Source organism: Microterricola viridarii, from assembly GCF_001542775.1.
In the GTDB taxonomy this organism is placed as follows: domain Bacteria; phylum Actinomycetota; class Actinomycetes; order Actinomycetales; family Microbacteriaceae; genus Microterricola; species Microterricola viridarii_A.
The window spans coordinates 286411-309503 of the sequence record NZ_CP014145.1 but is presented as its reverse complement, the minus strand read 5'-3'; the positions used below and the strand labels follow the sequence as shown (position 1 = coordinate 309503).

The window sequence follows — 23093 nt, the reverse complement described above, 5'->3', positions numbered from 1 at the left end:
GACGTCAAGACACACTGGCCTCAGTCAAACTCTACCTCCTGAGCACGAGGTGAGAATGTCGCCCAGGGGACGGCTACGCCCGGTGCACCCCGGCGCGCCGTTGCTGCTCCGGGTCTTCGCGGTGCCGGATTACCGCGTCCCGCGTGAGGTTGAGAGAGTCGGTCATGCTGTCGAACAGGCTCTGCGCGAGGCGCACGAAAAGCACGTCGGTCACGGCAAGCTGTGCGGTGCGGCTCGCGGTCGCCCCGGAACGGAACGCGTTCTCGCGCGCCTGCGTCGTGAGCAGGATGTCGCAGAGCGCGGCCATCGGCGATCCGGGGTCGTTGGTGATACCGACGGTCGTCGCGCCGGTGCGCCTGGCCTCCCGCAACAACCCCAGGATCTCTGGTGTGACACCGGAGTGCGACACCGCGATCAGCACGCCTCCCGGGCCGAGCAATGCGGTCGAGGAGAGCGCGAGGTGCACATCGGGGTGGTAGGTGCTCCGGCGGCCGATGCGCTGCAGCTTCATGGTGAGGTCGCGCGCGGTGAGCCCGGAGGACCCGAAACCGGCGAGCACGACATCGGGCGCGAACGCGAGTGCGTCGCGGACGAGGTCGACGGCCTGGAGGTCAAGCTCACGCAAGGTGTGCTCGATCGCCTGGGTCTCCTGGAAGAGGACCTTTGCGGCGACGTCGGCGGCGGTATCCGCCGGATCGATGTCGCCCGTCAAGACATTGGAGCGGTCGAGGTCGGCCTGGTCGCGGCTTGTCGTGCCGACGAGGTCGAACCGGAACTCGCGGTACCCCGAGTAGCCGAGGCTCTGGCAGAAGCGGGCAACGGTCGCCGCCGAGGTTCCGCACAGTTCCGCGACCCGGTTGATGGGGTTGTCCACGACGATTCGCGGGTCGGCGAGGATCGCTCGTGCGACCCGGGCCTCTGCGGCACTGAACCGCTCAAGCGATCCTTGAATCCTCGTGAGGGCGCGCACTAGCTCGTCGTCGCCTCATCGATCGCGGTGCGCAGGAAGCCACCGTTGCCTTCGAGTGCCGCAACCGCTGCGGCCGCGGGGATCCCCGCCTCGATCGACAGGATCGCGGCCTTGACCCAGCCGCCGGTCGCTTCCAGCGACGCCGCGGCGACTGCGGGCTCTGCGCCGGTGGCGAGGATGACGGTGCGCTCGCTGCGCGCGCGCAGCTTCTCATTCGTCGCACGAAGGTCAACCATAAGGTTACGGTAGACCTTTCCTGCCCGCACCATGGCCCCCGTGCTCAGTGTGTTGAGCACAAGCTTCTGCGCGGAACCCGATTTGAGGCGCGTCGAGCCGGTGAGGAGCTCGGGGCCGACCTCGGTCTCGATGGCGACGTGAGCCGCGGCACCGATCGCCGAGTTCGGATTGCAGGAGTGCGCAACGGTGAAGGCACCGCGCTCGCGGGCCCGGTTCAGCGCACCGACGACGTAGGGCGTGCGCCCGGAGGCGGAGATGCCGACCAGGCTGTCATTCGGTCCGAGATCGAGGCTGTCGACGTCGAGGGCGCCGGAATGCGCGTCATCCTCTGCGTTCTCGACGGCCGTGTGGATTGCGGTCTCGCCCCCGGCGATCCTGCCGATGATGACGTCACCGGAGATGCCGAATGTGGGCGGGGCCTCGCTCGCGTCGAGGATTCCCATCCGTCCAGCGGTGCCGGCCCCCATGTAGATGAGACGGCCGCCGCGCGCCATGCCAGCGACGATCCCGGCAAGTGCCGCGGTGATCTGGGTGGCTTGGGCGGCAACCGCGTCGGCGACGGCCCGCTCGCTCTCGATCATGGCGTGCACGAGCTCTGCGTCGTCCAGCAGGTCGAGATCGGGGTAGCGCACGCCAACCTTTTCGGTCGGGAGCGTACCGAGGAAGTCGCGCAGCTGCCCACGGTCCTCGATCGTGTTCGCGTTATCCACGGATGATCCTCTCTTCATAGCCCAGGTCGGTGCGCGTGATGATGAGCGCGGATCCGTCCAGTGCACTCCCGCGAGACGGGATGATGGTGATGCCGGCTTGCGCGAATGTCGCTGTCAGCTCGGCGGAAAAATATGGGTGGTCGGCGACGCCGCCCCAGACTGCGATCTCGGCGGATCCCGCGGCGCGCGCGGTCCCGACCAGAGCGGCGCAGGCCCGCGCGACGATGTCTATGGCGACCGCATCGCCGTCACCGGCGGCGTCGAGCACATCGGGCGTGAAACGACCCAGGCGACGGGCCGGGTTGCCCTCGGCGCTCACCCAGGCCGGCATTGCGGCGAGGTCGCCGACCAGTGCCCTGGCGCGGGCGGTCAGTGCGGTGGCGGGGCCGCGGCCGTCGACGTCGCGCAGGGCGGCGGCGAGGCCCTCCTGGCCGATCCAGCGCCCGCTCCCCTCGTCGCCGAGCCACGGTCCCCAGCCGTCAATCTGTCGGGTGGTGCCGTCGCCGTCGACCGCGTAGGCAATCGCGCCGGTGCCGATGATCAGGATGACTCCCCCGCTGCCGCCGAAGGCGCCGGCGTGGGCTGCGAGGGCGTCGTTGATCAGCGCCACCGGGGCGCCGGTGAACTCGCGCACCTCCGCGACGAGATCCCGGGCGACGATCCCGGCCGCCTCAACACCGGCCGCGCCGATGCCGACACCGGCCAGGCCGGCCAGATCGCTGGCGGGAAGTCGGAGGAACAGCGCCCGGATTGCCTGCGCAGACAGCGCAACCCCGTCGAGATCGGCGATGCCGGGGGCACCAGGGCCTTTCTCCTCGGCAATGACGCCGTCGGCGTCGAACAACCTGACACGGCAGGATGTCTTTCCGAGGTCGACCGCCAGGTAACGCGGCTCAGTCATCGCCGTGCCCTCCGCCCGGGTTCGTCGCGGCCACCAGACGCAGCCGGGAGATCCCGTCGAGTGGTGCCGGCAGGGTGAAACCATGCGGTGCCGGGCTGATGGCACCGGCGATTCTGGCGATCCCCCGCACGAGGCTCACCGGGATGCGGTGCCAAGAGCAGAAGCCGAGGAACGCGAAGAGCAGGGATTCCTTGAACTCGGGGTCGATGCCGAGCTCATCACTCGTGCGCAGGCTCACGCTGTCACGGGCCAGGGCGGCGGCGAGCTCTCGAACCAGGCTGGGGTTCAGCACCCCGCCGCCGGAGGCGACGACGGTGCGGACCTCTGGGCCGGTGCGGCGCAACGCATCCGCCACGGTGATCGCCGTGTATCGGGTGAGGGTCGCGATCAGCGCGGGGAGTTCGAGGCGCACGCCGGCCGAGGCCTCGGCGTTCCGCACGACCTCCAGGGTGAACGTCTCGCGGCCGGTGCTCTTGGGCGCCGCCTGCTCGAGGTACGGATGCGCGAGCAGTGCCGCGAGCACGGCGTCGTTCACGGTGCCCGAAGCGGCGAGTTCGCCGTCGCGGTCGAAGCCGAGCACACCGCCGGTGTGCTCGGCGACGCTCGCGTCGATGAGCACGTTCGCGGGGCCCGTATCGAATGCGAGGGCAGAGCCGTCGGCGCCCAGGACCTGCAGGTTCGCAATGCCGCCCAGGTTCAGTGAGGCAACGTCGACGGCAGGCCCGAAGAAGGCTGCGTCGAACAGCCCCATCAGCGGCGCGCCCTGGCCGCCGGCCGCGATGTCGGCGGCGCGCAGGTTGGCGAGCACCGGCGCACCGGTCGCCTCGGCGATCCAGGCCGGTTCGCCGAGCTGGAGCGTGCCGCGGGCGCGCCCGTCCTCGACCCAGTGGAACACGGTCTGGCCGTGTGAGACGACGAGATCTGGAGCGAGACCGCACTCGGCAATCGCGCTGGCTGCCGCGTCGGCGAAGCCCTGCCCTATTGCCGTGGTGAGCGCGGTGTGCGCGCCGGCGTCGAGGGACTCGCCGTCAGCGTACGCCAGGATCCGAGCGCGCAGCGCTGGTTCCCAGTCGAGCGTACGGGTCCACCGCGAGGCGAGCGTGAGTTCGGGTGTGGCCGGATCGCCGCTCGTGGTCGCCTCGACCACGGCAACATCGATCCCGTCTGCGCTGGTGCCTGACTGCAGCGAGAGGATGATCACGCTGGTCCTCCAGCACAGATCAGATCGGCGACGAGACCGGCGGCCAGAGCAGAGCTGGCGCGGGCGTCGATCCGGTCGAGCGTACTCGGGTACTCGTGTTCCGGCACCACACCGACGTTGACGACGACGGCGTCGGGCCGGGCTGTTGCCAGGTGTGCGAGTGCGTCGCGCTGAGCCCCCGGCACACCGATGCGGTCAACGAGCACCACGAGATCTGTGTCGGCGGGGATGTCGCGGAGTGCCCCGTCGAGATGTTCGGCGGCACTCGCGGCCTGCCCCGCCAGCCGCGCCGGGCTCTGGATGTCACGGTGCGCGGCGAACGCGAGCCGGAACGCGTCGGACTCGCTGGCGACGGCCAGGGTCGCGCGGGCGCGCAGATCGAGCAGGGCGAGCGTCGGCTGGGAACGCGCAACGTCGCCGTGCACGCCGATCGCGGCTGCGATGGCAGGTGCCCATTCCGGCTCGGCTGTCTCGGGCTGCGCGACGTTTCGCGCGTGCTCCAGCTCGGTCGCCAGCTCGCGAACCCGGTCGGCGGCGCGGCGCAGCTGTTCGAGGTCGAGCTCTCCGGACTGCACGGCCGCCAGCAGCGCGTCGCGTACCTCGAGGTAGTCGTGTCGGTCGGCGTCGGGCTCGCCCGAGCCACCGAGGTTGGTGCGAGGGTTGCCGATGCACAGAAGGTCGGCACCGGCCTGGATCGCCGCAACGGCGCCGGGGCCGGCCCCCACGCTTTCGCGGATGGCAGCCATGTCGAGCGCATCGGTCACGATCACGCCGTCGAAGCCGAGGGCGCGGAGCTTGCCGAGAATGAGCGGGTTGAGCGTGGCCGGGGCCTCACCCCACGCCGGAACGCGGATGTGCGCGGTCATGATGGTGCGCACGCCGGCGGCGATTGCCGCCCGGAAAGGCTCAAAGTGCACGTCTTCGATCTCGTTGACCGCGATGCCCAGCTCGGGCAGGGCGAGGTGCGAGTCGGAGTGGGTGTCGCCGTGGCCGGGGAAGTGCTTGGCGCACGCCGCGACGGCGCCGGAGGCCTGGATGCCGCGCACGGTCGCCGCGACGTGGGCGGCGACGGTCGGAGCGTCGGCTCCGAACGAGCGCACGCCGATGACGGGATTCGCCGGATTGGTGTTCACATCGGCGACGGGGCCGAACACCAGGTTGATTCCGACGGCGTGGGATCGGGCGGCGAGTGCTGCGCCCACCGCGGCGCTGAGCTCCGGGTCGTTCACCACGCCCAGCTGCGCCGGCCCCGGAACGGTGGATCCGTGTGCGGATTCCAGCCGGGTGACGGTGCCGCCCTCTTCGTCCGTCGCGATGAGCGCGTTCGCGCGGTGTGCGCGAATGGAGGCGGAGAGCGCCTCGGTCCGCTCAGAGATGTTCTGACCGAAGTAGACGACGCCGGCAACACCCTCATCGAGCGCATCGGCAAGCCACTGCGGCAGCTCCGTGCCGAAAAAGCCGGGAACGATGACCCCGTTGACGGCTTCGAGGACGTCCCGATCCGTCGTGCGCACAGCGTCGCTCATCCCTTGACCGCTCCCGCGACGAGGCCGGAGGAGAGCTTGCCCTGAACGATGATGAAGAAGATCATCACGGGCAGGGTGATCAGGGTGGACGCCGCCATGACGCTGCCCCAGTCGTTCGAGTTCTCACCGAAGAACTGCTTCAGGCCGATGGCAACCGTGTATTTGTCGCTGGCACCGCCCAGCATCGTCATCGCGAAGATGAACTCGTTCCAGGCGGTGATGAAGCTGAATACGCTTGTGGCGACGAGGCCCGGCATGACGAGCGGGAGCATGACGGAGCGGAACATCCGCCACCAGCTCGCGCCGTCGAGGAATGCCGCCTCTTCGAGTTCCACCGGCACCGCGGCGACGAAGCCGCGCAGCATCCAGATGCCGAACGGCAGCGAGATGGTGATGTACACGATGATGAGGCCGAGAAGCGTGTTGAGCAGCTGGAGGTCTCGCACCTGCACGAACAGCGGGATCACGAGGGCTTCCATCGGCACCATCTGCACGATGAGGATCATGAGCAGCATCGAGGTGCGGAACTTGAAGCGGAATCGCGCCACTGCGACCGAGGCCAGCAGCGAGAGCACCGCGCTGCACACCACAACGGCGACGGCGACGATCAGCGAGTTGCGCAGGAAGACGGCAAAACCACCGTCGTTGAGCACGTAGATGAAGTTGTCGAGGGTGAGCTCAGAGGGGAACAACCCCGTCGATCCGCTCGCCGCGTTGGCATCAAACGCGCTGGACATCATCCAGTAGGCGGGAAAGAGGGTGAAGACCAGGAGCAGCGTTACAAGGGCGCCGACGATCACATTGCGGCGAACGCGTGCGGGGGTGATGTTCCGGCTCACAGCTCGTCCTCCTTCATAAGCACCCGAATGTAAATGATGGTGATCACCAGCAGCACCAGCGTGAGCAGCACGGCGATTGCAGAACCGAATCCGTACTGGTTCTGACCGAACGACTCGACGTACGACCAGACACCCAGGTTGAGCACACTGCGGTTGGTGCCTGAGCCTCCCGGCATCAGGTAGACCTGCCCGAACACTTTGAAGTCCCAGATCGTCGACAGGATGATGACCACCGTGAAGACCTGCTTGAGCGAGGGAAAGGTGATCTGGAAGAACCGGCGAATCGGTCCGGCGCCATCCATCTGGGCGGCCTCCAGCATCTCCTTGGAGACGCCGAGCAGGCCGGCCATCACCGTGATGGCCACGAAGGGGAACCCGTGGTGCACGACGTTGATGAGCACGATCAGGTAGAAGGTCCACCGGTTGGTGAACCAGTTGAACGGTTCGTCCATCAGTCCGGCCCCCATGAGGAGCTGGTTGACGATGCCGTTGTCCGCGTCGAAGATCCATACCCAGACGTAGGTGCCGGTCACGGCGGGCATTGCCCAGGCGACCATGATGGCGCTGCCGACGACGGTGCGCCAGAACCTCGAGAGGTTGGTCATCAGGATGGCGACGAGGGTGCCGAGCGCCACGGTGCACAGCACGGCGGCGATGGCGAAGAGCACGGTGTTGGGCAGAACGACCGACCACAGCTGCGGATCGGTGAGCGCCGCGACGTAGTTGTCTACGCCGATGAAGTTGGTGTCTCCGCTGACGATCTCGCGCAGTCCGTAGTCCTGGAAGGAGAAGATCAGAACGCGAACGAGGGGCCAAAGGAGCAGGACGGCCAGCACGATCAGTGCCGGCGCGAGCAGGAGCCACGGCCGTGCGGCGGCGATCGTGATCGCCTTGCGCCGCCGGGGGCCGGGGCCTCCGGCCGCCGGGGAACCCGAGGTTCCCACGGCGGCCGGCGACTGAATCGTGGTGGTCATCGACTCTGTCTTCTTACTTCTTGTTGAGGATGTCGGTCATCTCGGCAGCGGCGTCGGCAGAGGCCTGCTCAACCGTCTTCTCACCGGAGAGGATCGACTGGATCATCGTGTTGGTGGTCTTCTTGGCCTGCACGGCACCGAACTTCGGCGTGACGGGGAGCGAAGCGCCGCCGTCAACCATCTGCGTCGCGAACGCCTTGGTGATCTCATCGGCGTTTGCGACGGTGGCGTCGAGTGCCGTGGTCTCGCCCGGGAAGTAACCACTCTGGCTGGCCCACTCGGTGGCAAAGTCACCGGTGGTCATCATGCTCATGAAGGTCCAGGCGAGGTCCTTGTTCTTGCTGGACTCGAACATGCTGAGGTGCGAACCACCGAGCATCGACGGGCTGATGCCCGAGGTCTGGCCGGGGATCGGGAACGAGCCGATCTTGCCTTCCAGCTCCGGGTTCTTGTCGAGGATCGTCGCGGGGGTCCACGAACCCATGACCGCCATGCCGACCTTGCCCTGGGCGAAGTTGTCGAGGACGTCGGTCTCCTTCCAGGTGGTTGCACCGGAGGTGGACGAGCCGTGCTGAAGTGCGAGGTCGGTGTAGAACTTGATTCCGGCCTGCGACTTCGCGCTGTCCAGACCCGAGGTCCAGGTGTCGCCCTTCTTCGTCGCTACCTCGCCACCGGCACCCCAGACCCACGGGTAGGTGAGCTGCTCAGCGTCGCCGGCAACCGGGAACGGGATGATGTCGGGGTTGCTCGTCTTGAGCGTCTCGATTGCCGCCTGGAACTCTGCCCAGGTGGTCGGCACGGCGATGCCGGCTGCCTCGAAGATGTCGGTGCGGTAGATGACCGAGCGAACGCCGGCGTACCACGGCATGCCGTAGAGCGTGTCGTCGAGCGTTCCAGCCTCGACCAGGCCCTCAACGAGCTTGCCGTCGAGGCCTGCCTTGGTGACGTAGTCGTCGAGCGGTGCGAGTGCACCGGATTCAGCGAACTCCGCGGTCCAGGTCGTGCCGGTCTCGGCGATGTCGGGGGTGGTGCCACCGGCGATTGCAGTGACGAAACGGTCGTGAGCGTCTGCCCACTGCACCATCTCGACGTTGAGCTTCGCGCCGGTCTCCTTTGTGAACTCGTCACCAACGCGCTCGAAGAACTCGTCGGATTCGGTGTTCGTACCCTGCATGATCCAGACGTTGAGGGTTTCACCCGTGGCGTCAGTGCCACTTCCACCGGTGGCTCCGGAAGAACAAGCCGTCAGGCTCAGTGCAGCCGTTGCCAAAATGGCGAGCGGCAGGTAACGCTTTTTCATAGCAAGTCTCCTCATTGATGGGCGTGAGCCCGTAATTGCGTATTGAAAATAGTATCCAAGCTGTTGCGTTCGCGCGAAAGTAACTTTCACGCGACTTGAATACGATACCTCGTGATTCGCGCTCATTTGTCCAGAACGCAACTCAGGAGGGGCACGACGCCCTACTCGGGGAGAATTCCCAGCGCGGCCGTTAGGGCTGTGACTTGCGCGCCGTCAGCCAGCGAGCCGCGAGCACCAGCAGCAGCCCGATGGCCGCGCCGAGCGCCGTCTCCAGCAACCGGTCGATCAGCAGAGTGCCGACGGGCAGCGGACTGGCCAGGTGGGCGACGCCGAGCGCCAGCGGGGTTACGAAGACCAGCGCGGCACCGTAGTGGCGGCCGACGAGGATCTCGGCGCCGAACTGGGCGATGACGACACCGATGACGATGGCGAAGGGCGGCGGCTCGGGGAAGAGCAGCGCGCCGGTCACCAAGACGCCGACCGCGGTGCCGACGATCCGGTGCACGGAGCGCGAGATCGAGTGGCGTGCGTGCGGTGGCGGGATGACGGCCACCACGCTCACCACAGCCCAGTACGGGTGTCCGATGCCGATCGCCGTCGCGACGGCACCGGCGAGCAGCGCGCCGAACACGTTCTGGGCGACCGCCACCCACAGAGCTGCCTCCCGAACGGCGGCCCACCGCACTCGTGGCGATCGGGTCAGCTGCTGGAACCAGCCGTCGTCTCGCTCACGTCCGGCCCTCCGCAGCAGCCAGCCGGACATCGTGATGGCGAGCGCGAACGCGGCCGAGGCAGCGGCCAGGCCGATGCGTAGCGGAACCTGCTCTGGCGGGGTCGGCAGTGCAGCACACACCAGCAGGCCGAACACGAAGAACAGCGGGGTCGGCGGGAAGAGCCCGTAGACGGCGGCGACGACGATGCCGCCCACGATCACGACGACGAGCGCAGCGGCGACGAGGATGTTCGCGGCTCCGCTGGCGGCCAGGATGGTGCCGAGCGCGACGCTGAGCACAAGCCCGATCGCGGCGATCCCCGCACTGCGCAGCCGCACTCGATAGGGTTCGCTGCGCCCATACAGCGCCGTCATCGCCCCGAACGAGGCGTAGGCGGCGAGGTCTAGCCGGTCGAGGGCGAGCAGGAGGAACAACGGAACGGCCACCGCGATCGCCGCCCGGCTCGCGACCTCGAAATCGCGAGGCGTCAGCGACCGCAGGCGGGCCGGGAGGGACTGGGGGGCGCTGTCTGTCACCGTGCGCCCGCTACAGCTTCTCGAGGGGCTTGACGCGCGGCGTCAAGAAAGGCGGGAGCCCATGTCCAAGGAATGCTACGGAAAGCAAATCCCGGCCCCTAGATCTTCTCGATCGGAGCGATCTTAATCAGGAGCTTCTTCGCGCCCGCCGTGTCGAACTGTACGTGCGCGATGCGCTTGGTGCCCTCGCCGGTGACCTGGTTGACCCGGCCCTCGCCGAAGTCGACGTGCCGGATGCGGTCGCCCGCCTCCAGAGTGAGGTCACCGTTGTCGCGCACCTGCGCGGTGACCCTGTTCGCCCACTCGGTCTTCGGCTTGGGCGCTGGTGGCAACTCGCCGCCGAATCGCTCGGAGCCGCTGCCGGAACCGCCGCGGGATCCGAAGCCGTCGCGGCGGGCGTTCAGCGCGCGCGGCTGGGTGCCGCCGCGGGAGTTTGCCATTCCCGGCGACTGCCGCCACTCGATGAGGTCGCCGGGGATCTCCTGCAGGTAGCGGCTCGGCATGGCCACATTCGTCTCGCCGAACTGGGCGCGCGTCATGGCCAATGAGAGGTAGAGCCGCTTCCTGGCGCGGGTGATGCCGACGTAGAAGAGGCGACGTTCCTCGGCCGGGCCGCCGGGCTCGCTCGCCGACATCTGGTGCGGCAGCAGCCCCTCCTCGATGCCGGTGAGGAACACGGAGTCGTACTCGAGGCCCTTGGCCGTGTGCAGCGTCATCAGCGAGACGGTTCCACTGGAGTCGTCGAGGTCGTCGGCGGCGGCCACGAGCGACACCTGGGTGAGGAAGTCGATCAGGCCGGCATCCGGGTTCTCCTTGACGAAGTCCTTGGTCTGCGCGAGCAGCTCCTCGACGTTCTCGGCGCGGGTCTCGTCTTGCGGGTCGCGGCTGCCCCTCAGCACCTCGAGCAGCGTGCTCTCGGTCAGCAGGAAGCCGAGAACCTCGCTGACGCTGGAGACGCCCGCTGGATTCTCCGGGTCGAGCATGAGCGCCGCCTCGTCGAGCAGCTTGGCCAGCTTCAGGATGGCGCCGGTGACCTTCGGCCCCATGCCGAGGCTGCCGGCATCGCGCATGGCCTGCCGGAAACTGATGCCGTTGGCCTCGGCGAAGCTCGCCAGCTGCGTCTCGGTGGCAGGGCCGATGCCGCGCTTGGGGGTGTTCAGGATGCGGCGGAGCGCGAGCTCGTCGGCCGGGTTCGCGACGGCGATGAGGTACGCCATCGCGTCCTTGATCTCGGCACGCTCGTAGAATTTGGTGCCGCCGACGACCCGGTAGGGCAGGGCTGCCCGCACGAAGATCTCTTCCAGCGCACGGGTCTGCGCGTTGGTGCGGTAGAACACGGCGATGTCGCGGTAGGCAACGCCCTCCGCGTGCAGCTTCTCGATCTCGTCGGCGATGAACTGGGCCTCGTCATGGCCGGAATACCCGGTGTAGCCGATGATCTTGGCACCGTCGCCGACGGCCGTCCAGAGCTTCTTGTCTTTGCGGTCGAAGTTGTTGGAGATAACGGCGTTGGCCGCGCTCAGGATGTTCTGCGTCGAACGGTAGTTCTGCTCAAGCAACACCACCTTGGCACCCGGGTAGTCGCGCTCGAACTCGACGATGTTGCGGATGTCGGCACCGCGGAAGGCGTAGATGGACTGGTCGGAGTCACCGACGACTGTCAGGGAGGCGCCGGGGATGGCGCCGCTGGCGTCCTGCAGCGACCGCACGTGGTGGCCAGCCGTGCCGAGCTCTGCAACGATGTGCGGCTCGATCGGCCGGGTGAGCTCCTTGATGAAGGAGTACTGGGCGTGGTTGGTGTCCTGGTACTCGTCGACCAGGATGTGCCGGAAGCGCCGCTGGTACAGCGCGGCGGTCGCCGGGAACGCGCGGAACAGGTACACCGTCTCGGCCAGCAGGTCGTCGAAGTCCAGTGCCTGCGCAGCCCGCAGGCGACGGGTGTACTGCCGGAAGATCTCGATGAACATGAGCTCTTGCGGGTCGCTGAGGTTGGCGTTCCGCGCATAGCTGTCGGCATCCGCCAGCTCGTTCTTGAGCTTGGAGATCTTGTTCGAGACGCCGGCCGCGGTGAAGCCGAGGGTGTCGGCCGAGAGCTCCTTGATGATGCGCTTGAGCACGTTGCGCGAGTCGGCGGAGTCGTAGATGGTGAATGTGCTGCTGAGGCCCGCACGCTCGGCCTCGGCGCGCAGAATGCGCACGCAGGCGGAGTGGAAGGTCGAGATCCACATGCCGGTCGCGGCCTGGCCGAGCAGTGCGCCGACGCGCTCGCGCATCTCGGCGGCCGCCTTGTTGGTGAACGTGATGGCGAGGATCTGGCTGGGCCAGGCCTCGCGGCTGCCGATCAGCCCGGCGATGCGGTGGGTGAGCACCCGGGTCTTGCCCGACCCGGCGCCGGCCACGATGAGCAGTGCGGGGCCGCGGTACTCGACTGCTTCGCGCTGTTCAGGGTTCAGGCCGTCGAGCAGGCTGTCGCCGCCCGCCCAGGCGCCGCCGCCCGGCAGCCCGCCGGGCAAGCCGGGGCCGCCAGCGGGAGTTCCCGACGGAGTGCTGACCGCCGGGAATCCGCCCGGTCCGTCGTGCACGATCATCGGTCGCGAGTCGGTCGGTTCGTCGGGGTCAAAGAGAGTGCTCATGTCTGATCCCAGTGTAGGCGGGGCCGCTGACAGGCCGAGGCGCTCAGGCTTCGCCGCGGAGCCCGTCTCGCACGGCGACCGCGAGATCCGGGTGGTCGGCGAACACGCCGTCGATGCCGGTGCTCATGATCAGCTCGAACTCGCTCCACCAATCGCCGTGTTGCGCCTGCCCGCGGCCGCCGCGGTGCGCGGGCAGCAGGAAGCGGTTCTCGGGGCGCAGTGTCCAGGTGTAGACCTCGAGCATGGCGGCGTGGGCCAGGTCGACCAAGTCGCTCGTCTCCGGGATCCCGGCGACATCCTGCTGCACGATCATCGAGCGGTTGACGCTGATGCCGTCAACGAGGCCGCCGAGTGCGTACAGCCCCGCCTCCGTGACGAAGTCGGCGTAGCTGCGGGCAGCATTGCCGTGGGCCAGCCGCTGGTCCTCCGGCGTTCCCGTCGCTTCGATGAGGAACACCTTCTTGCCGCCGACGTCGCGTGCGGCGAGTTTGCCGAGCACGCCCAGTTCGAAGGACTCGATGATCAGTGGGGCGTCACTTCCGCCCCAGCCCGCATCGTCGAGCTCGGCGGCGAACAGCTCGTCCAGCGGCAGCCCGATCGACTCGAAGTAGCTGGCGTGCTTGATCTCGGCGACCATGCCGAGGCGCCGGCCGAGGCGCTCCGTGCTCTCCTCGATGATCTCAAGCAGGTCGCGCAGGCGGATGATGGGAAAACGGCCGTCGAAGGCGGTGTTCGCCGAACGCAGCTTGGGCAGTCGCTCCCGAGCACGGAGGGTGCTGAGCTCCCCCAGGTGAAGTCCTCGGTGAACCAGCCGGTGAGCTCGTCGCCGTCGACGGTCTTCGTGGTGCGGAGGCCGGCGAACTCCGGCCGCGTCGCGACATCCGTCGTGCCTGAGATCTCGTTCTCGTGCCGCAGCACGAGCACTCCGTCACGGGTGGCCACGATGTCGGGTTCGACGGCATCGGCGCCGAGCGCGAACGCCAGACGGTACGCCGCAGCGGTGTGCTCTGGGCGGTAACCGCTGGCGCCACGGTGGCCGATGATGAGCGGGGTGGCGAGCGACATGGCACAAGGGTAACGGGCGCAGGCCCCCTCGCGCTGCAACAATCGACGTGATGCCCAGGACCACAGCACCCCCCGCACCGCGCGGCGCACGAGCGCCGCGGCCCTTCGTCGAACCCACGCGCGGGTTGCCGCTGCGCTGGGGCAGCTACCGCTGGCGCCTGATCGCCGGGGGCGTCTCCATTGCGCTGGGCATCGCGTCGGTGCTGTTCACCAGCAGTTACAGCCTGCCCTTCCTCGCCGTCGGCTCGCTGCTGCAGGCAGGTGGTTGGATCCTGCTGCCCGCACGCGGATGGCGCCGCCTGCTCGCGATCGGGCCCTGCCTGCTGGTGTCGTCGCTGATGCTCGCCGGGGCCGACTTCGCCGTGTTCTCTGCGGTCTTCCTCGCCGGCTGGCTGCTGGTGCGGCAGCGGCCGCCACTGGCGTGGCTCACGCTCGCCATCCCCGTGGGCGTCGGCCTGGCCTGCGGCGCCGCGTTCACGAGCTACGAGCAGAACTGGATGGTGTTCGCTCTCAGCGGTGCCGGAGTGCTGGCCGGAGCCGCGGCAGCGCGGGGAATTTCCCGCGCGCTCCCAGCAGCATCCGGTAGTTTAGAGACATAGCACCCGCAGCGACGGACTCGTCGCCTGCGCTTCGCCCCCGAGCCCCAGAGGATCCCATGGCACTCGAGAACCCCGCATTCCGCAGCGCAGCCTTCACCGGCAACAGCTCCGTCGCCAACGCAGTGTCGGTCGAGGAGCTGCAGGACATCTACAACCGGCCCACCGCCGGCGCCGCGCAGACCGGTCGCATGACCGTCGAGGACACCGTCGTCAAGAGCGTCGTCGCGTTTGCCGTGATGCTCGTCGGCGCCTCGCTGGGCTGGGTGACCGCGGCCACCATGCCCGCGATCTGGATGGTCGCCGGCGTCATCGGTTTCGTGCTCGCCCTGGTCAACATCTTCAAGAAGGAGCCGTCACCGGCCCTCGTCCTCGCCTACGCCGCCTTCCAGGGAATCTTCGTCGGCGCGATTTCGGCCACGTACGCGGCCGCATACGACGGCATCGTCATCCAGGCGGTGCTCGCCACCCTCGCCGTCGTCGGTGTGACGCTCGCCCTCTTCGCCAGCGGCAAGATCCGTGCCTCCAAGAAGGCCACCAAGGTCTTCCTCATCGCCATGGTCGGCTACCTGGTGTTCTCCGTTCTGAACCTCGTGCTCAGCATGACCGGCGCGGTCAGCAACCCGTGGGGCCTGCGCGGCGAGTTCGAGATCTTCGGCATCCCGCTCGGCCTCGTGCTCGGCGTCCTCGTCGTCATCATGGGCGCCTACTCGCTCGTGCTCGACTTCGACTTCATCCAGCGCGGCGTCAAGAACGGCGCACCGAGCAAGTACGCCTGGTCTGGCGTCTTCGGCATCCTGGTCACCGTGATCTGGCTGTACCTCGAGATCCTGCGCATGTTCGCCATCGCGCGCGACTAGTCACACACGCTTGAACAGAAGGGGCCGCCGCGAGGCGGCCCCTTCTGCGTGCGCGCCGCGGGCACCGTGGCAACTCGATCACGCCGGCTCCGGGGCTTCGGGGGCTGCGCTGCTCCTTCGTCGCGGCGCGGCCCCCTCTAGCCGACGTGGAAGGAGGCGCACCGCCCCTCCCCCGTTGGCTCGAGGGAGCGCCAGCGACCGAAGCCAACCGCGCCGACCACAAAGACAGGACCAGACGAGCGCGGACGCCGTGGGTGGGCCCCGCGCCGCTCCCCTCCTGTCTTTTCTGCACGAGGGGGGGCGCAGCAGCCTCTCGTAGTCGCTCGCGGCTTCGGGGGCTGCGCTGCTCCTTCGTCGCGGCGCGGCCCCCTCGAGCCGCCGTGTAGAGCGGCCGCGTAGCTCCAACTCGCGCCGCCCCTCCCACGTTGGCTCGAGGGAGCGCCAGCGACCGAAGCCAACACCCACGAGGTTTCGACAAGCTCAACCAGCGGGCGGCGCGCCACCCCGTTGGCTCGAGGGAGCGCCAGCGACCGAAGCCAACCGCGCGGGAGTCTCGACAAGCTCAACCAGCGGTGCGGAGTCGGGAGCGAATGCTCCGCGGGGTGTCGCGTTATGAATGAAAGAAGCCGGGCCCCTCTCAGAACTCGCAAGCTGTCTGCGAATCCGGAGGGCCCGGCTTCTTTCATTCATTGTCTGAGCTGAGGAGCGGAACATCCGCTCCCGGCGCCAGCTACAGACCTACTCCCACTCGATGGTTCCCGGCGGCTTGCTCGTGACGTCGAGCACCACGCGGTTGACACCGTCCACCTCGTTCGTGATCCGGTTCGAGATCTTTGCCAGCACGTCGTACGGCAGGCGGGTCCAGTCGGCGGTCATCGCATCCTCGGAGGAGACCGGGCGCAGCACGATCGGGTGACCGTAGGTGCGGCCATCGCCCTGCACGCCGACCGAGCGAACGTCGGCCAGCAGCACGACCGGGCACTGCCAGATCTCGTTGTCGAGGCCGGCTGCGGTCAGCTCGGCGCGGGCGATGGAATCCGCCTTGCGCAGCAGCTCGAGGCGCTCCTCTGTGACCTCACCGACGATGCGGATGCCGAGGCCGGGGCCGGGGAACGGCTGGCGCCCCACGATGACCTCGGGCAGGCCGAGCTCGCGGCCGATGGCGCGCACCTCGTCCTTGAACAGGGTGCGCAGCGGCTCGACGAGCTCGAACTGCAGGTCCTCCGGCAGGCCGCCGACGTTGTGGTGGCTCTTGATGTTCGCGGTGCCGCTGCCGCCGCCGGACTCGACGACATCCGGGTACAGGGTGCCCTGCACGAGGAAGCGGATCGGCTCGCCGTCGGCCGCGGCCTCTGCGACCAGGTCGCGCTCGGCCTGCTCGAAGCTGCGGATGAACTCGCGGCCGATGATCTTGCGCTTGGTCTCGGGGTCGGTGACTCCGGCCAGCGCAGTCATGAACTGCTCACGGGCGTCGACGGTGACGAGGCGCACACCGGTGGATGCGACGTAGTCGATCTCGACCTGCTCGCGCTCGCCCGCACGCAGCAGACCGTGGTCGACGAAGACGCAGACCAGCTGGTCGCCGACGGCCTTGTGCACGATGGCTGCGGCGACCGAGGAGTCGACTCCACCGGAGAGAGCGCAGAGAACGCGGCTGTTGCCCACCTGGGCCTGGATCTTGGCGACCTGCTCGGCGATGACGTTGCCGCTGTTCCAGTCGGCCGCGATTCCGGCGGCGCGGTGCAGGAAGCTCTCCAGCACGTGCTGGCCGTGCTCGGAGTGCTTGACCTCGGGGTGCCACTGCACGCCGTAGAGGCGCTTCTCGTCGTTGGCGAAGGCGGCGACCGGGGTCGAGGCGGTCGAGGCGAGGACGGTGAAGCCCTCCGGAGCCTTCGACACGGAGTCACCGTGGCTCATCCACACCGTCTGCTCGGTCGGCTGCTCGGCAAGGAGCACGTTGCCCGTGGCATCCGTCACCGTCACCGGGGTGGCACCGTACTCACGGTTGCCGGTCTGCGCGACCTCGCCGCCAAGGGCGGTCGCCATCACCTGGAAGCCGTAGCAAATGCCGAGCACGGGCACGCCGAGCTCGAAGATGGCGGGGTCGAACTGCGGCGCGCCCTCTTCGTAGACCGAGGACGGCCCACCGGAGAGCACAATGCCGATCGGATTCTTGGCCGCAACCTCATCGGCGGTGATCGCGTGCGACACGATCTCCGAGTAGACGGATGCCTCGCGCACGCGCCGTGCGATCAGCTGCGCGTACTGGGCGCCGAAGTCGACAACGAGTACGGGCCGTTGCGCGGTGTGCGCTTCGGCGTTGGGAACGGGGTCGGTCACGCGTGTGCCTCCACGGGGTCGGTGGCCGCCGCTTCACGGCGAGCCAGGTAGGTTTCCACCTCGCGTGCAACGCGCACCTCGAGGAAGAAGGACAACAGGGGGATGATGCCGCCGAGGGCGAGCAACAAGAACTTGGGGAACTGCCAACGCATCAGGCTCCACAGCTGGAAGCAAGCGAAGAGGTAGACGACGTAGAACCAGCCGTGCGCGATCAGGATGCCGGTGGAGAGGTTCGCGCCGTCGCCGGTGGATTCCCAGCCGGAGACCGTCTCGATCATCGGGGCGAAGTGCAGGAAGCCGGCGTTGCCGAATCCATACAGTTCGACGTGGAAGACGTACTTCAGAACCATCTCGGTGCAGAGCAGAAGCAACATCACACCGGTGATCACCGAGGTGACCTTGTAGAAAGTAACAGCCTTCCGAATGCGCGGGAATACGGCGGGTTTCGGCTCGAGGGGCATGAGACTAGTCTACGCGCGGTTGCTGAGCGATTCGCCAGCGGCCGCGGCCGCCGCGGCATCCGCCTCTTCCTCGCGTTCCCGCTCCCAGGTGTCGCGCACCAGGCGGTACCAGAGGAACACGGCGAAGCCGGCGAACACGGCCCACTCGACGGCGTAGAAGATGTTCAGCCAGTTCAGCTCGAGTTCGGGGCTGGGCTCCGGCGAATCGATGGCGTCGAGGCCTGCGGTCGTCGCCTCGGTCTGCACGATGTACGCGGAGTAGACGGAGTGGTTGTCGAAGTCTGCCCAGAGGTTGATCAGGGCCGAGACCGCGACGGCGCGCATCACGTGTGCGCTGGCCCCGTCGGTTGGAATCTCGGGACCCTCGGTTGGCAGCAGCCGGCCGACCAAGGTGATGGTCTCGCCGGAGGCCTCGTCTGCGGCCAGCTTGGCGGCGACGGACTTGGCCGTGTCGGCATCCGCGGCCCAGCCGCGGGCGACGGGGATCGCCGCCTCGCCCGGCGCATCGACTTGGAAGTGGCTGACCACCCAGTAGCCGGCGGTGCCTCCGTTCAGGCGCCCGCTGATGATCTGCTCATCGCCGGCGATGAAGCGGCCGTCGACCGTGACCATCTGGCCGGTGGCGACCTGCCGGATGGGCTCGTCCGGGTCGGCGATCTCGGCGAGCGCCTGCACGGTCTCGGTGGAGCGTTCCACGGTCTGGCCGGCGTCCACGGCCCGGGCCAGCTGCCATTGGCCGAGCAGGGCAAAGATGGCGGCGACGGCGAGCGCGCCGAAGAGAGCGAGTACCCAACGCGGGCGCAGCATGATCGAGAGCATGTGGTGAATCGTGTCCTGCGGGTTGTCGGCGAACTGTCGAGGTATCGTTCTGGCGAGCGTTCGGCGCTCGGCAATCGATACCCTTGAGGCTATCGCGCTTTGCTGGGCGGACTCTGCCGCGCGGATCCTCAGCCCTCGGCATCGCACCCACCGCGCACGCTACGTCGGCGTCAGCGCCTCCTCTCAGGCGCAGCCATCCGTGACCATCTCCGGCGCTCTGACCCATCGCACTGTGGCGTCGTCGGACTCAATCACGATCACCGTGGACTGGGCGTCGCCTCCGTCCGGCCGCGCAACGTCGATGACGTCAACGGGCGTGCCGATGCAGGTATAGAGCTCGCTCTGGAAGCCCGGACTGCTCGACGCGAAGTCCCAGCTGTCCCCCGCCTGAATCCCTTGGATCGTTGACATCGGGATCTCTCCGCTGGCCGGGCCGTCGAAATAGACCGCGAAACGGGGCCAGACGAGGTAGTCGAGCTGCTCGTCGATCCGGCGTTGTTCGTCATAGAAGCGTTCGTCGAGCACGAGACTCCCCCAGGAATGGGTGACGCCGGGCGGAGTGTGATTCGTGCCTGGGTATTCTTCGTCGGCGGGCGCTTCGCCGAAGACGGTGCTGAGCACGGCGATCGCCTCCGCCGGCGCAGCCATGTAACTGAGCGCGGTCACGACGTCTCCGTCATCGTCGCGCAGCTCGAGCACGTCGGGCCGAATGACGAAGCCGCTGACGTGGGCGAGCAACTCCGCGTCGACGGAGGGAAGCTCCACCGGCGCGACATGCGTGGTCGGCGTCGGCCGCGGCGTCTTCGTCGAGGTCGGCGCAGTCTGCTGCCCGGCCTGGGGCTGCGGCGCGCTGCAGCCGGCTATGAGCAGTGCGAGTCCAGCGGCCAGCGCAACGGCGACCAGTCGGACGGTTCGGCCACGTGTCGTTGTCATCCCCATGGACTCATGGTCGCAGAGGGTGCGCACTCGGCTCGGCGACACGCTGCCGCCCGCGGTTGGCCGGCCTCCGCCGACTGCAGCACGGAGGGGCCCGCGCAGTGCGCGGGCCCCTCCTCCTCTTGTTCCCCCCGGTCCCAGTTGTTCCCCCGGTCTAAGCGGAGCGGCGGCGCAGACGCACCGTTCCGACTCCGAGCATGCCCAGCCCTGCCAAGAGCAGCAGGCCAGCGGCAATCCCGGTGTCGATTCCCTGCACGCCGGTCGAGGCCAGGCCGCCGGCGGTCTTCGCTGCCGGTGCACTCGGCGCCGGCGGCGTGACCGGGACGACCGGCGTCAGCGGGTCGATCGGCTTGATCGGGTCGATCGGCGCCTTCGGCTTGACCAGGTGCAGCGTGGCTGCGGAACTCGCAGCGGCGAAAGAGCCGTCCCCGAGGTAGCTGACCGTGATGACGTGCTCGCCGACCGCCAGCGTGTCGGTCGCGAGGCGAGCGTTGACGACATCCACCACCGCACGGGCGGCGGTGCCCTTCGGCGCCGTGGTGCCCACCGGCACCGGAGCTCCGAGCGGCTCGCCATCGACCAAGAACTGCACGAACCCGCTCGGCACGTGCCCGGTCGACGTTATCGGCTGCACCGTCGCGCTGAAGACGGCGTCCTGTTCGGCGACACTCTCGCCTGAGACGTCAAGCGCGATGCCGACGGGAGCGGCGAGCACGGCGTGCCCGAGCACCTCAGAGGTGGATGCGTCGAAGGACGCATCCCCGGCGTACTGCGCCGTGATCTGCCGTGCACCGACGGCGAGGGCCTTCGGCACCGTCAGGCTCGCGGCAGCGCCGCTGGCGTCGAGCGTGGCGGAGCCGATCTCGACTCCGTCTGCGAGGAACGCGATGGACCCGGTGGGGGTTCCAGCGCCCGGTGCCTCAACTGAGAGCGCGGCGTGCAGCGTGAGCGACTCACCGAAGTTCGTCTCGGCCTTGTCTGCGCTGAGTGCGAGAGCGGTGGCTGCGTGCTCCACCGTGATCGTGATCGACGCGTCAGTACCGGCGTAACTACCGTCGCCGGCGTAGTGGGCGCTGAACTCGTAGCTGCCGACGGCCAGTGCGCCGAGCGGGAGCGTTGCGGCTCCGGCCGAGACGGGGACGGTTGCGAACGGCGCTCCGTCAAGCTCGAACTCGATCTCACCGCTCGGAACACCGGCACCCGGGGCGACCACGCTGAGCGTCGCGCTCACGGTGACGTCCTGGCCGAACACGGCCGGGTTCACGTCGCTGCCGAGCGCGATGACCGTCGCAGCCTGCTCGACGTTGACGTCGATGGCGTCGGATGACGCGGCGTAGTGCGTTCCGTCTGAGAAGTCAGCGGACACGGTGTGGTTCCCGGGCGACCAGAAGGCGCGGTCCAGGGTGGCCACACCGTCAGTGACGGAGGTGGCAGCAAGCGCCACGCCGTCGACCGTGAACACGACGGAGCCCGTCGGGGTCCCAGCGCCGTTCGGCAGCACTGAGACATTCGCGCTCAGTGTGACTGGCTGCCCCACGAGCGGGGCGGGGCTGATCGCGGCGAGTGTCGTCTCGGTCGCGGCGAGCCCGACCTCGTGGGTCAGCGTGTCGGAGTCGGACTCGGTGAAGTAGGTGTCGCCGGAGTAGCTCGCGCTCAGCTCGCGCTCGCCGACCTCAAAATCGTCGACGTCGATCGCGGCGGAACCGTCCGTCACGCCGGCCGTGGCCAACGGGGAGCCGTCGGCGTAGAAGGTGACCGTGCCGGTCGGCACGGCGCCGACGACGGGAACGGCCATGCGAGCCGGCGCGACCGCGTCGCGGGCAGCACTGATGTCTGCGGTGAGGGTGACGCTCTCGCCCCACACCGAGGTGTCGATCGACTGGCTGAGGTCGAGCAGGCTCTCGGACTTGATGACGTCCAGGTCGCTTTCAACCGAATGTGAGGCCATGAAGGAGGCGTTGCCGAGGTAGAAAGCGGTCAGCTGCACCGTCTCCAAGCCGGTCGGCGTGAGGTCACTCGGAGTGAAGTCCATGGTGGCGACGCCCGATGCGTCGATAGAGGCGTCCTCGACCAGCGTGCCGTCGGCTGTCCTCAGCTCGACGGTGCCGTCGAGCACAGCGTTGGCGGGAGCAACGGCGGTGACCGCGATGGTGGCCGTGACGCTCTGGCCGAACTCGGCCGGAGCCGGCGCGACGGTGAGACCGGTGGAGGTGGAACCCTGCGCGACGGTGATGACGGCGGAACCGACGGACTCCTGGTACTCGCCAGCTGAGGGGGTGAAGACCGCCCTGACCGTGTGGCTGCCGATGGGCAGGCGGATTCCGCCGAAGCTCGCCACGCCGTTGGCAAGAGCACCCGCGCCGAGCTCGTTGTCATCGGCGTCGAGCAGCTGCACCGAGCCGGCCGGGAGCGTGCTGGGGGCACCGGCGGCACCCACCGCCACAGTGAGGGTGATCGGCGCACCGATGACGGCGCTCGAGGTGGCCGGGGAGAGCGTGGTGGTCGTGGTGTAGCTCGGCGTGTAGACGAGGGTCACTGAACCGCCGCCAGTCGCTGCCTGTCCACGCGTCACCACGGTGACCGCGGCCGCGTCGACAAAGGAGGAGCCGCCGCCACCGCCACCGCCGGCACCGCCCGCGCCAATCACGGCCGTGCCGCCGCTACCGCCGAGAAGTCCGGCGCCACCACCGCCTGCACCGCTGGAGATTCGCGCTCCCTGCCCGCCGTTACCGCCGGCAAGGCCTGCGCCCGTCGCGCTTCCCGCAGCAGCACCGCCGGTGCCACCGCCGACTCCCGCAAAGCAGTTGCGGCCCGAAGTGCCCGCGGCATCCGCTGCACCGCCGGTTCCCGGAGCGCAGGGTGTCAGTCCCGCGCTGGCACCGGCGCCGCCGCCGCCACCGCCGGCGATTATCAAGCTTGCCCCTCCGGCCTTCGAGATCTTGCTGGCGCCGCCACCACCACCACCAGCGGACTTGCCCGGGACAGCGGGGTTCCATCGGTCGTAGGCGTAGCCAGCCCCACCGTTGCCACCGGCGGATGCGCCGCTGCCGCCGAGACCGGGCTCCGCGCTGCCGCCGCCTGCACCACCCTTTGTCGAGCCCGAGATGTTCAGCACGTCTCCGGGCGCCACAGCGAATGTGCCGACGATGCTGGCGCCCAGACCGCCGGCGGCGCCAGCGCCGCCTCCGCCGCTTCCACCCGAGGCACCGGTTACAGTGGCCGTGACACTGGTCACACCGGCCGGGACCGTCCAGGTCTCACCGGCGGGACTGCTGACGATCTTGGTGACGGGCGTACCGGCGGCGAACGCCGGCGTTGTCGCGAGCAGCGTTCCGGTCGCCGTGATGCCGGTGACCGCGAGGCTCAGGGCGACGAAGGCGGCGGGAACCCGCAGCCGCGACTGCGCGGGTGCGGGGCGAGAGCCGTGGATTGTGGACGTTTTTGGGCGCGCGAGCGCAGCACGAAGTGCCATTGGA

At 68.5% G+C, this 23093-nt stretch carries 17 protein-coding genes and 1 pseudogene; 2 read left to right on the top strand and 16 right to left on the bottom strand.

What is annotated here, in order from left to right:
* Positions 1-73 precede the first annotated feature (73 nt).
* The 11 genes and pseudogenes from AWU67_RS01400 to AWU67_RS01350 all read right to left on the bottom strand — a co-directional run bounded on the left by AWU67_RS01400 (position 74) and on the right by AWU67_RS01350 (position 13605).
* Positions 74-970, bottom strand: a complete 897-nt coding sequence (locus tag AWU67_RS01400; RefSeq protein ID WP_067225748.1) for a MurR/RpiR family transcriptional regulator — start codon at positions 968-970, stop codon at positions 74-76.
* Entirely contained in the window at positions 970-1917 is a 948-nt protein-coding gene (gene murQ / locus AWU67_RS01395) for an N-acetylmuramic acid 6-phosphate etherase (RefSeq protein WP_199922328.1), read from the bottom strand. The genes AWU67_RS01400 and murQ overlap by 1 nt, the downstream gene beginning before the upstream one ends.
* Complete coding sequence (locus AWU67_RS01390) at positions 1910-2818, bottom strand: N-acetylglucosamine kinase (protein WP_067225745.1); 909 nt, start codon at positions 2816-2818, stop codon at positions 1910-1912. The genes murQ and AWU67_RS01390 overlap by 8 nt, the downstream gene beginning before the upstream one ends.
* Positions 2811-4019 (bottom strand): anhydro-N-acetylmuramic acid kinase, encoded by a 1209-nt coding sequence (locus AWU67_RS01385; RefSeq protein ID WP_067225743.1) that lies wholly within the window; start codon positions 4017-4019, stop codon positions 2811-2813. The genes AWU67_RS01390 and AWU67_RS01385 overlap by 8 nt, the downstream gene beginning before the upstream one ends.
* Complete coding sequence (locus tag AWU67_RS01380; protein WP_067225742.1) at positions 4016-5545, bottom strand: glycoside hydrolase family 3 N-terminal domain-containing protein; 1530 nt, start codon at positions 5543-5545, stop codon at positions 4016-4018. Before AWU67_RS01380 ends, AWU67_RS01385 begins: the two co-directional genes overlap by 4 nt.
* A complete protein-coding gene (locus AWU67_RS01375; protein WP_067231869.1) occupies positions 5542-6372 on the bottom strand; it encodes a carbohydrate ABC transporter permease in 831 nt (276 codons plus the stop codon). The genes AWU67_RS01380 and AWU67_RS01375 overlap by 4 nt, the downstream gene beginning before the upstream one ends.
* Positions 6373-6380: 8 nt before the next feature.
* Entirely contained in the window at positions 6381-7358 is a 978-nt protein-coding gene (locus tag AWU67_RS01370) for a carbohydrate ABC transporter permease (protein ID WP_082716692.1), read from the bottom strand.
* A gap of 13 nt (positions 7359-7371) precedes the next feature.
* Positions 7372-8658, bottom strand: coding sequence for a sugar ABC transporter substrate-binding protein (locus AWU67_RS01365; RefSeq protein WP_067225740.1), 1287 nt, complete (start codon positions 8656-8658; stop codon positions 7372-7374).
* 190 nt (positions 8659-8848) lie between these two features.
* Positions 8849-9907, bottom strand: a complete 1059-nt coding sequence (locus AWU67_RS01360) for an FUSC family protein (RefSeq protein WP_067225739.1) — start codon at positions 9905-9907, stop codon at positions 8849-8851.
* A gap of 98 nt (positions 9908-10005) precedes the next feature.
* Positions 10006-12540 carry an ATP-dependent helicase gene (locus AWU67_RS01355; protein WP_067225737.1) on the bottom strand — a complete coding sequence of 845 codons (2535 nt, stop codon included), beginning with the start codon at positions 12538-12540 and terminating at the stop codon, positions 10006-10008.
* Between the two features lie 43 nt (positions 12541-12583).
* Positions 12584-13605, bottom strand: a pseudogene (locus AWU67_RS01350) (glycerophosphodiester phosphodiesterase family protein).
* 50 nt (positions 13606-13655) lie between these two features.
* Here AWU67_RS01350 and AWU67_RS01345 point away from each other — a divergent pair.
* Together AWU67_RS01345 and AWU67_RS01340 are read left to right on the top strand one after the other, a co-directional pair.
* Positions 13656-14204 (top strand): hypothetical protein, encoded by a 549-nt coding sequence (locus AWU67_RS01345; protein ID WP_129586604.1) that lies wholly within the window; start codon positions 13656-13658, stop codon positions 14202-14204.
* A 56-nt stretch (positions 14205-14260) separates the two neighbouring features.
* A complete protein-coding gene (locus AWU67_RS01340; RefSeq protein WP_067225734.1) occupies positions 14261-15061 on the top strand; it encodes a Bax inhibitor-1/YccA family protein in 801 nt (266 codons plus the stop codon).
* A gap of 738 nt (positions 15062-15799) precedes the next feature.
* Here the strand turns inward: AWU67_RS01340 and guaA are convergent.
* The 5 genes from guaA to AWU67_RS01315 form a co-directional block, all read right to left on the bottom strand.
* A complete protein-coding gene (gene guaA, locus AWU67_RS01335) occupies positions 15800-17401 on the bottom strand; it encodes a glutamine-hydrolyzing GMP synthase (RefSeq protein WP_067225732.1) in 1602 nt (533 codons plus the stop codon).
* Entirely contained in the window at positions 17398-17862 is a 465-nt protein-coding gene (locus AWU67_RS01330) for a DUF3817 domain-containing protein (protein WP_067225730.1), read from the bottom strand. The genes guaA and AWU67_RS01330 overlap by 4 nt, the downstream gene beginning before the upstream one ends.
* A 9-nt stretch (positions 17863-17871) precedes the next feature.
* On the bottom strand, positions 17872-18681 hold the full coding sequence (locus AWU67_RS01325) for an SURF1 family protein (RefSeq protein WP_067225728.1): 810 nt from the start codon (positions 18679-18681) through the stop codon (positions 17872-17874).
* A gap of 183 nt (positions 18682-18864) precedes the next feature.
* The gene (locus AWU67_RS01320) at positions 18865-19614 is read right to left on the bottom strand and encodes a hypothetical protein (protein WP_067225726.1); all 750 of its coding nucleotides are present in this window, start codon (positions 19612-19614) and stop codon (positions 18865-18867) included.
* A 157-nt stretch (positions 19615-19771) separates the two neighbouring features.
* Positions 19772-23089: an Ig-like domain-containing protein gene (locus tag AWU67_RS01315; protein ID WP_067225724.1), complete on the bottom strand. Its 3318-nt coding sequence runs from the start codon at positions 23087-23089 to the stop codon at positions 19772-19774.
* Between the last annotated feature and the right edge of the window lie 4 nt (positions 23090-23093).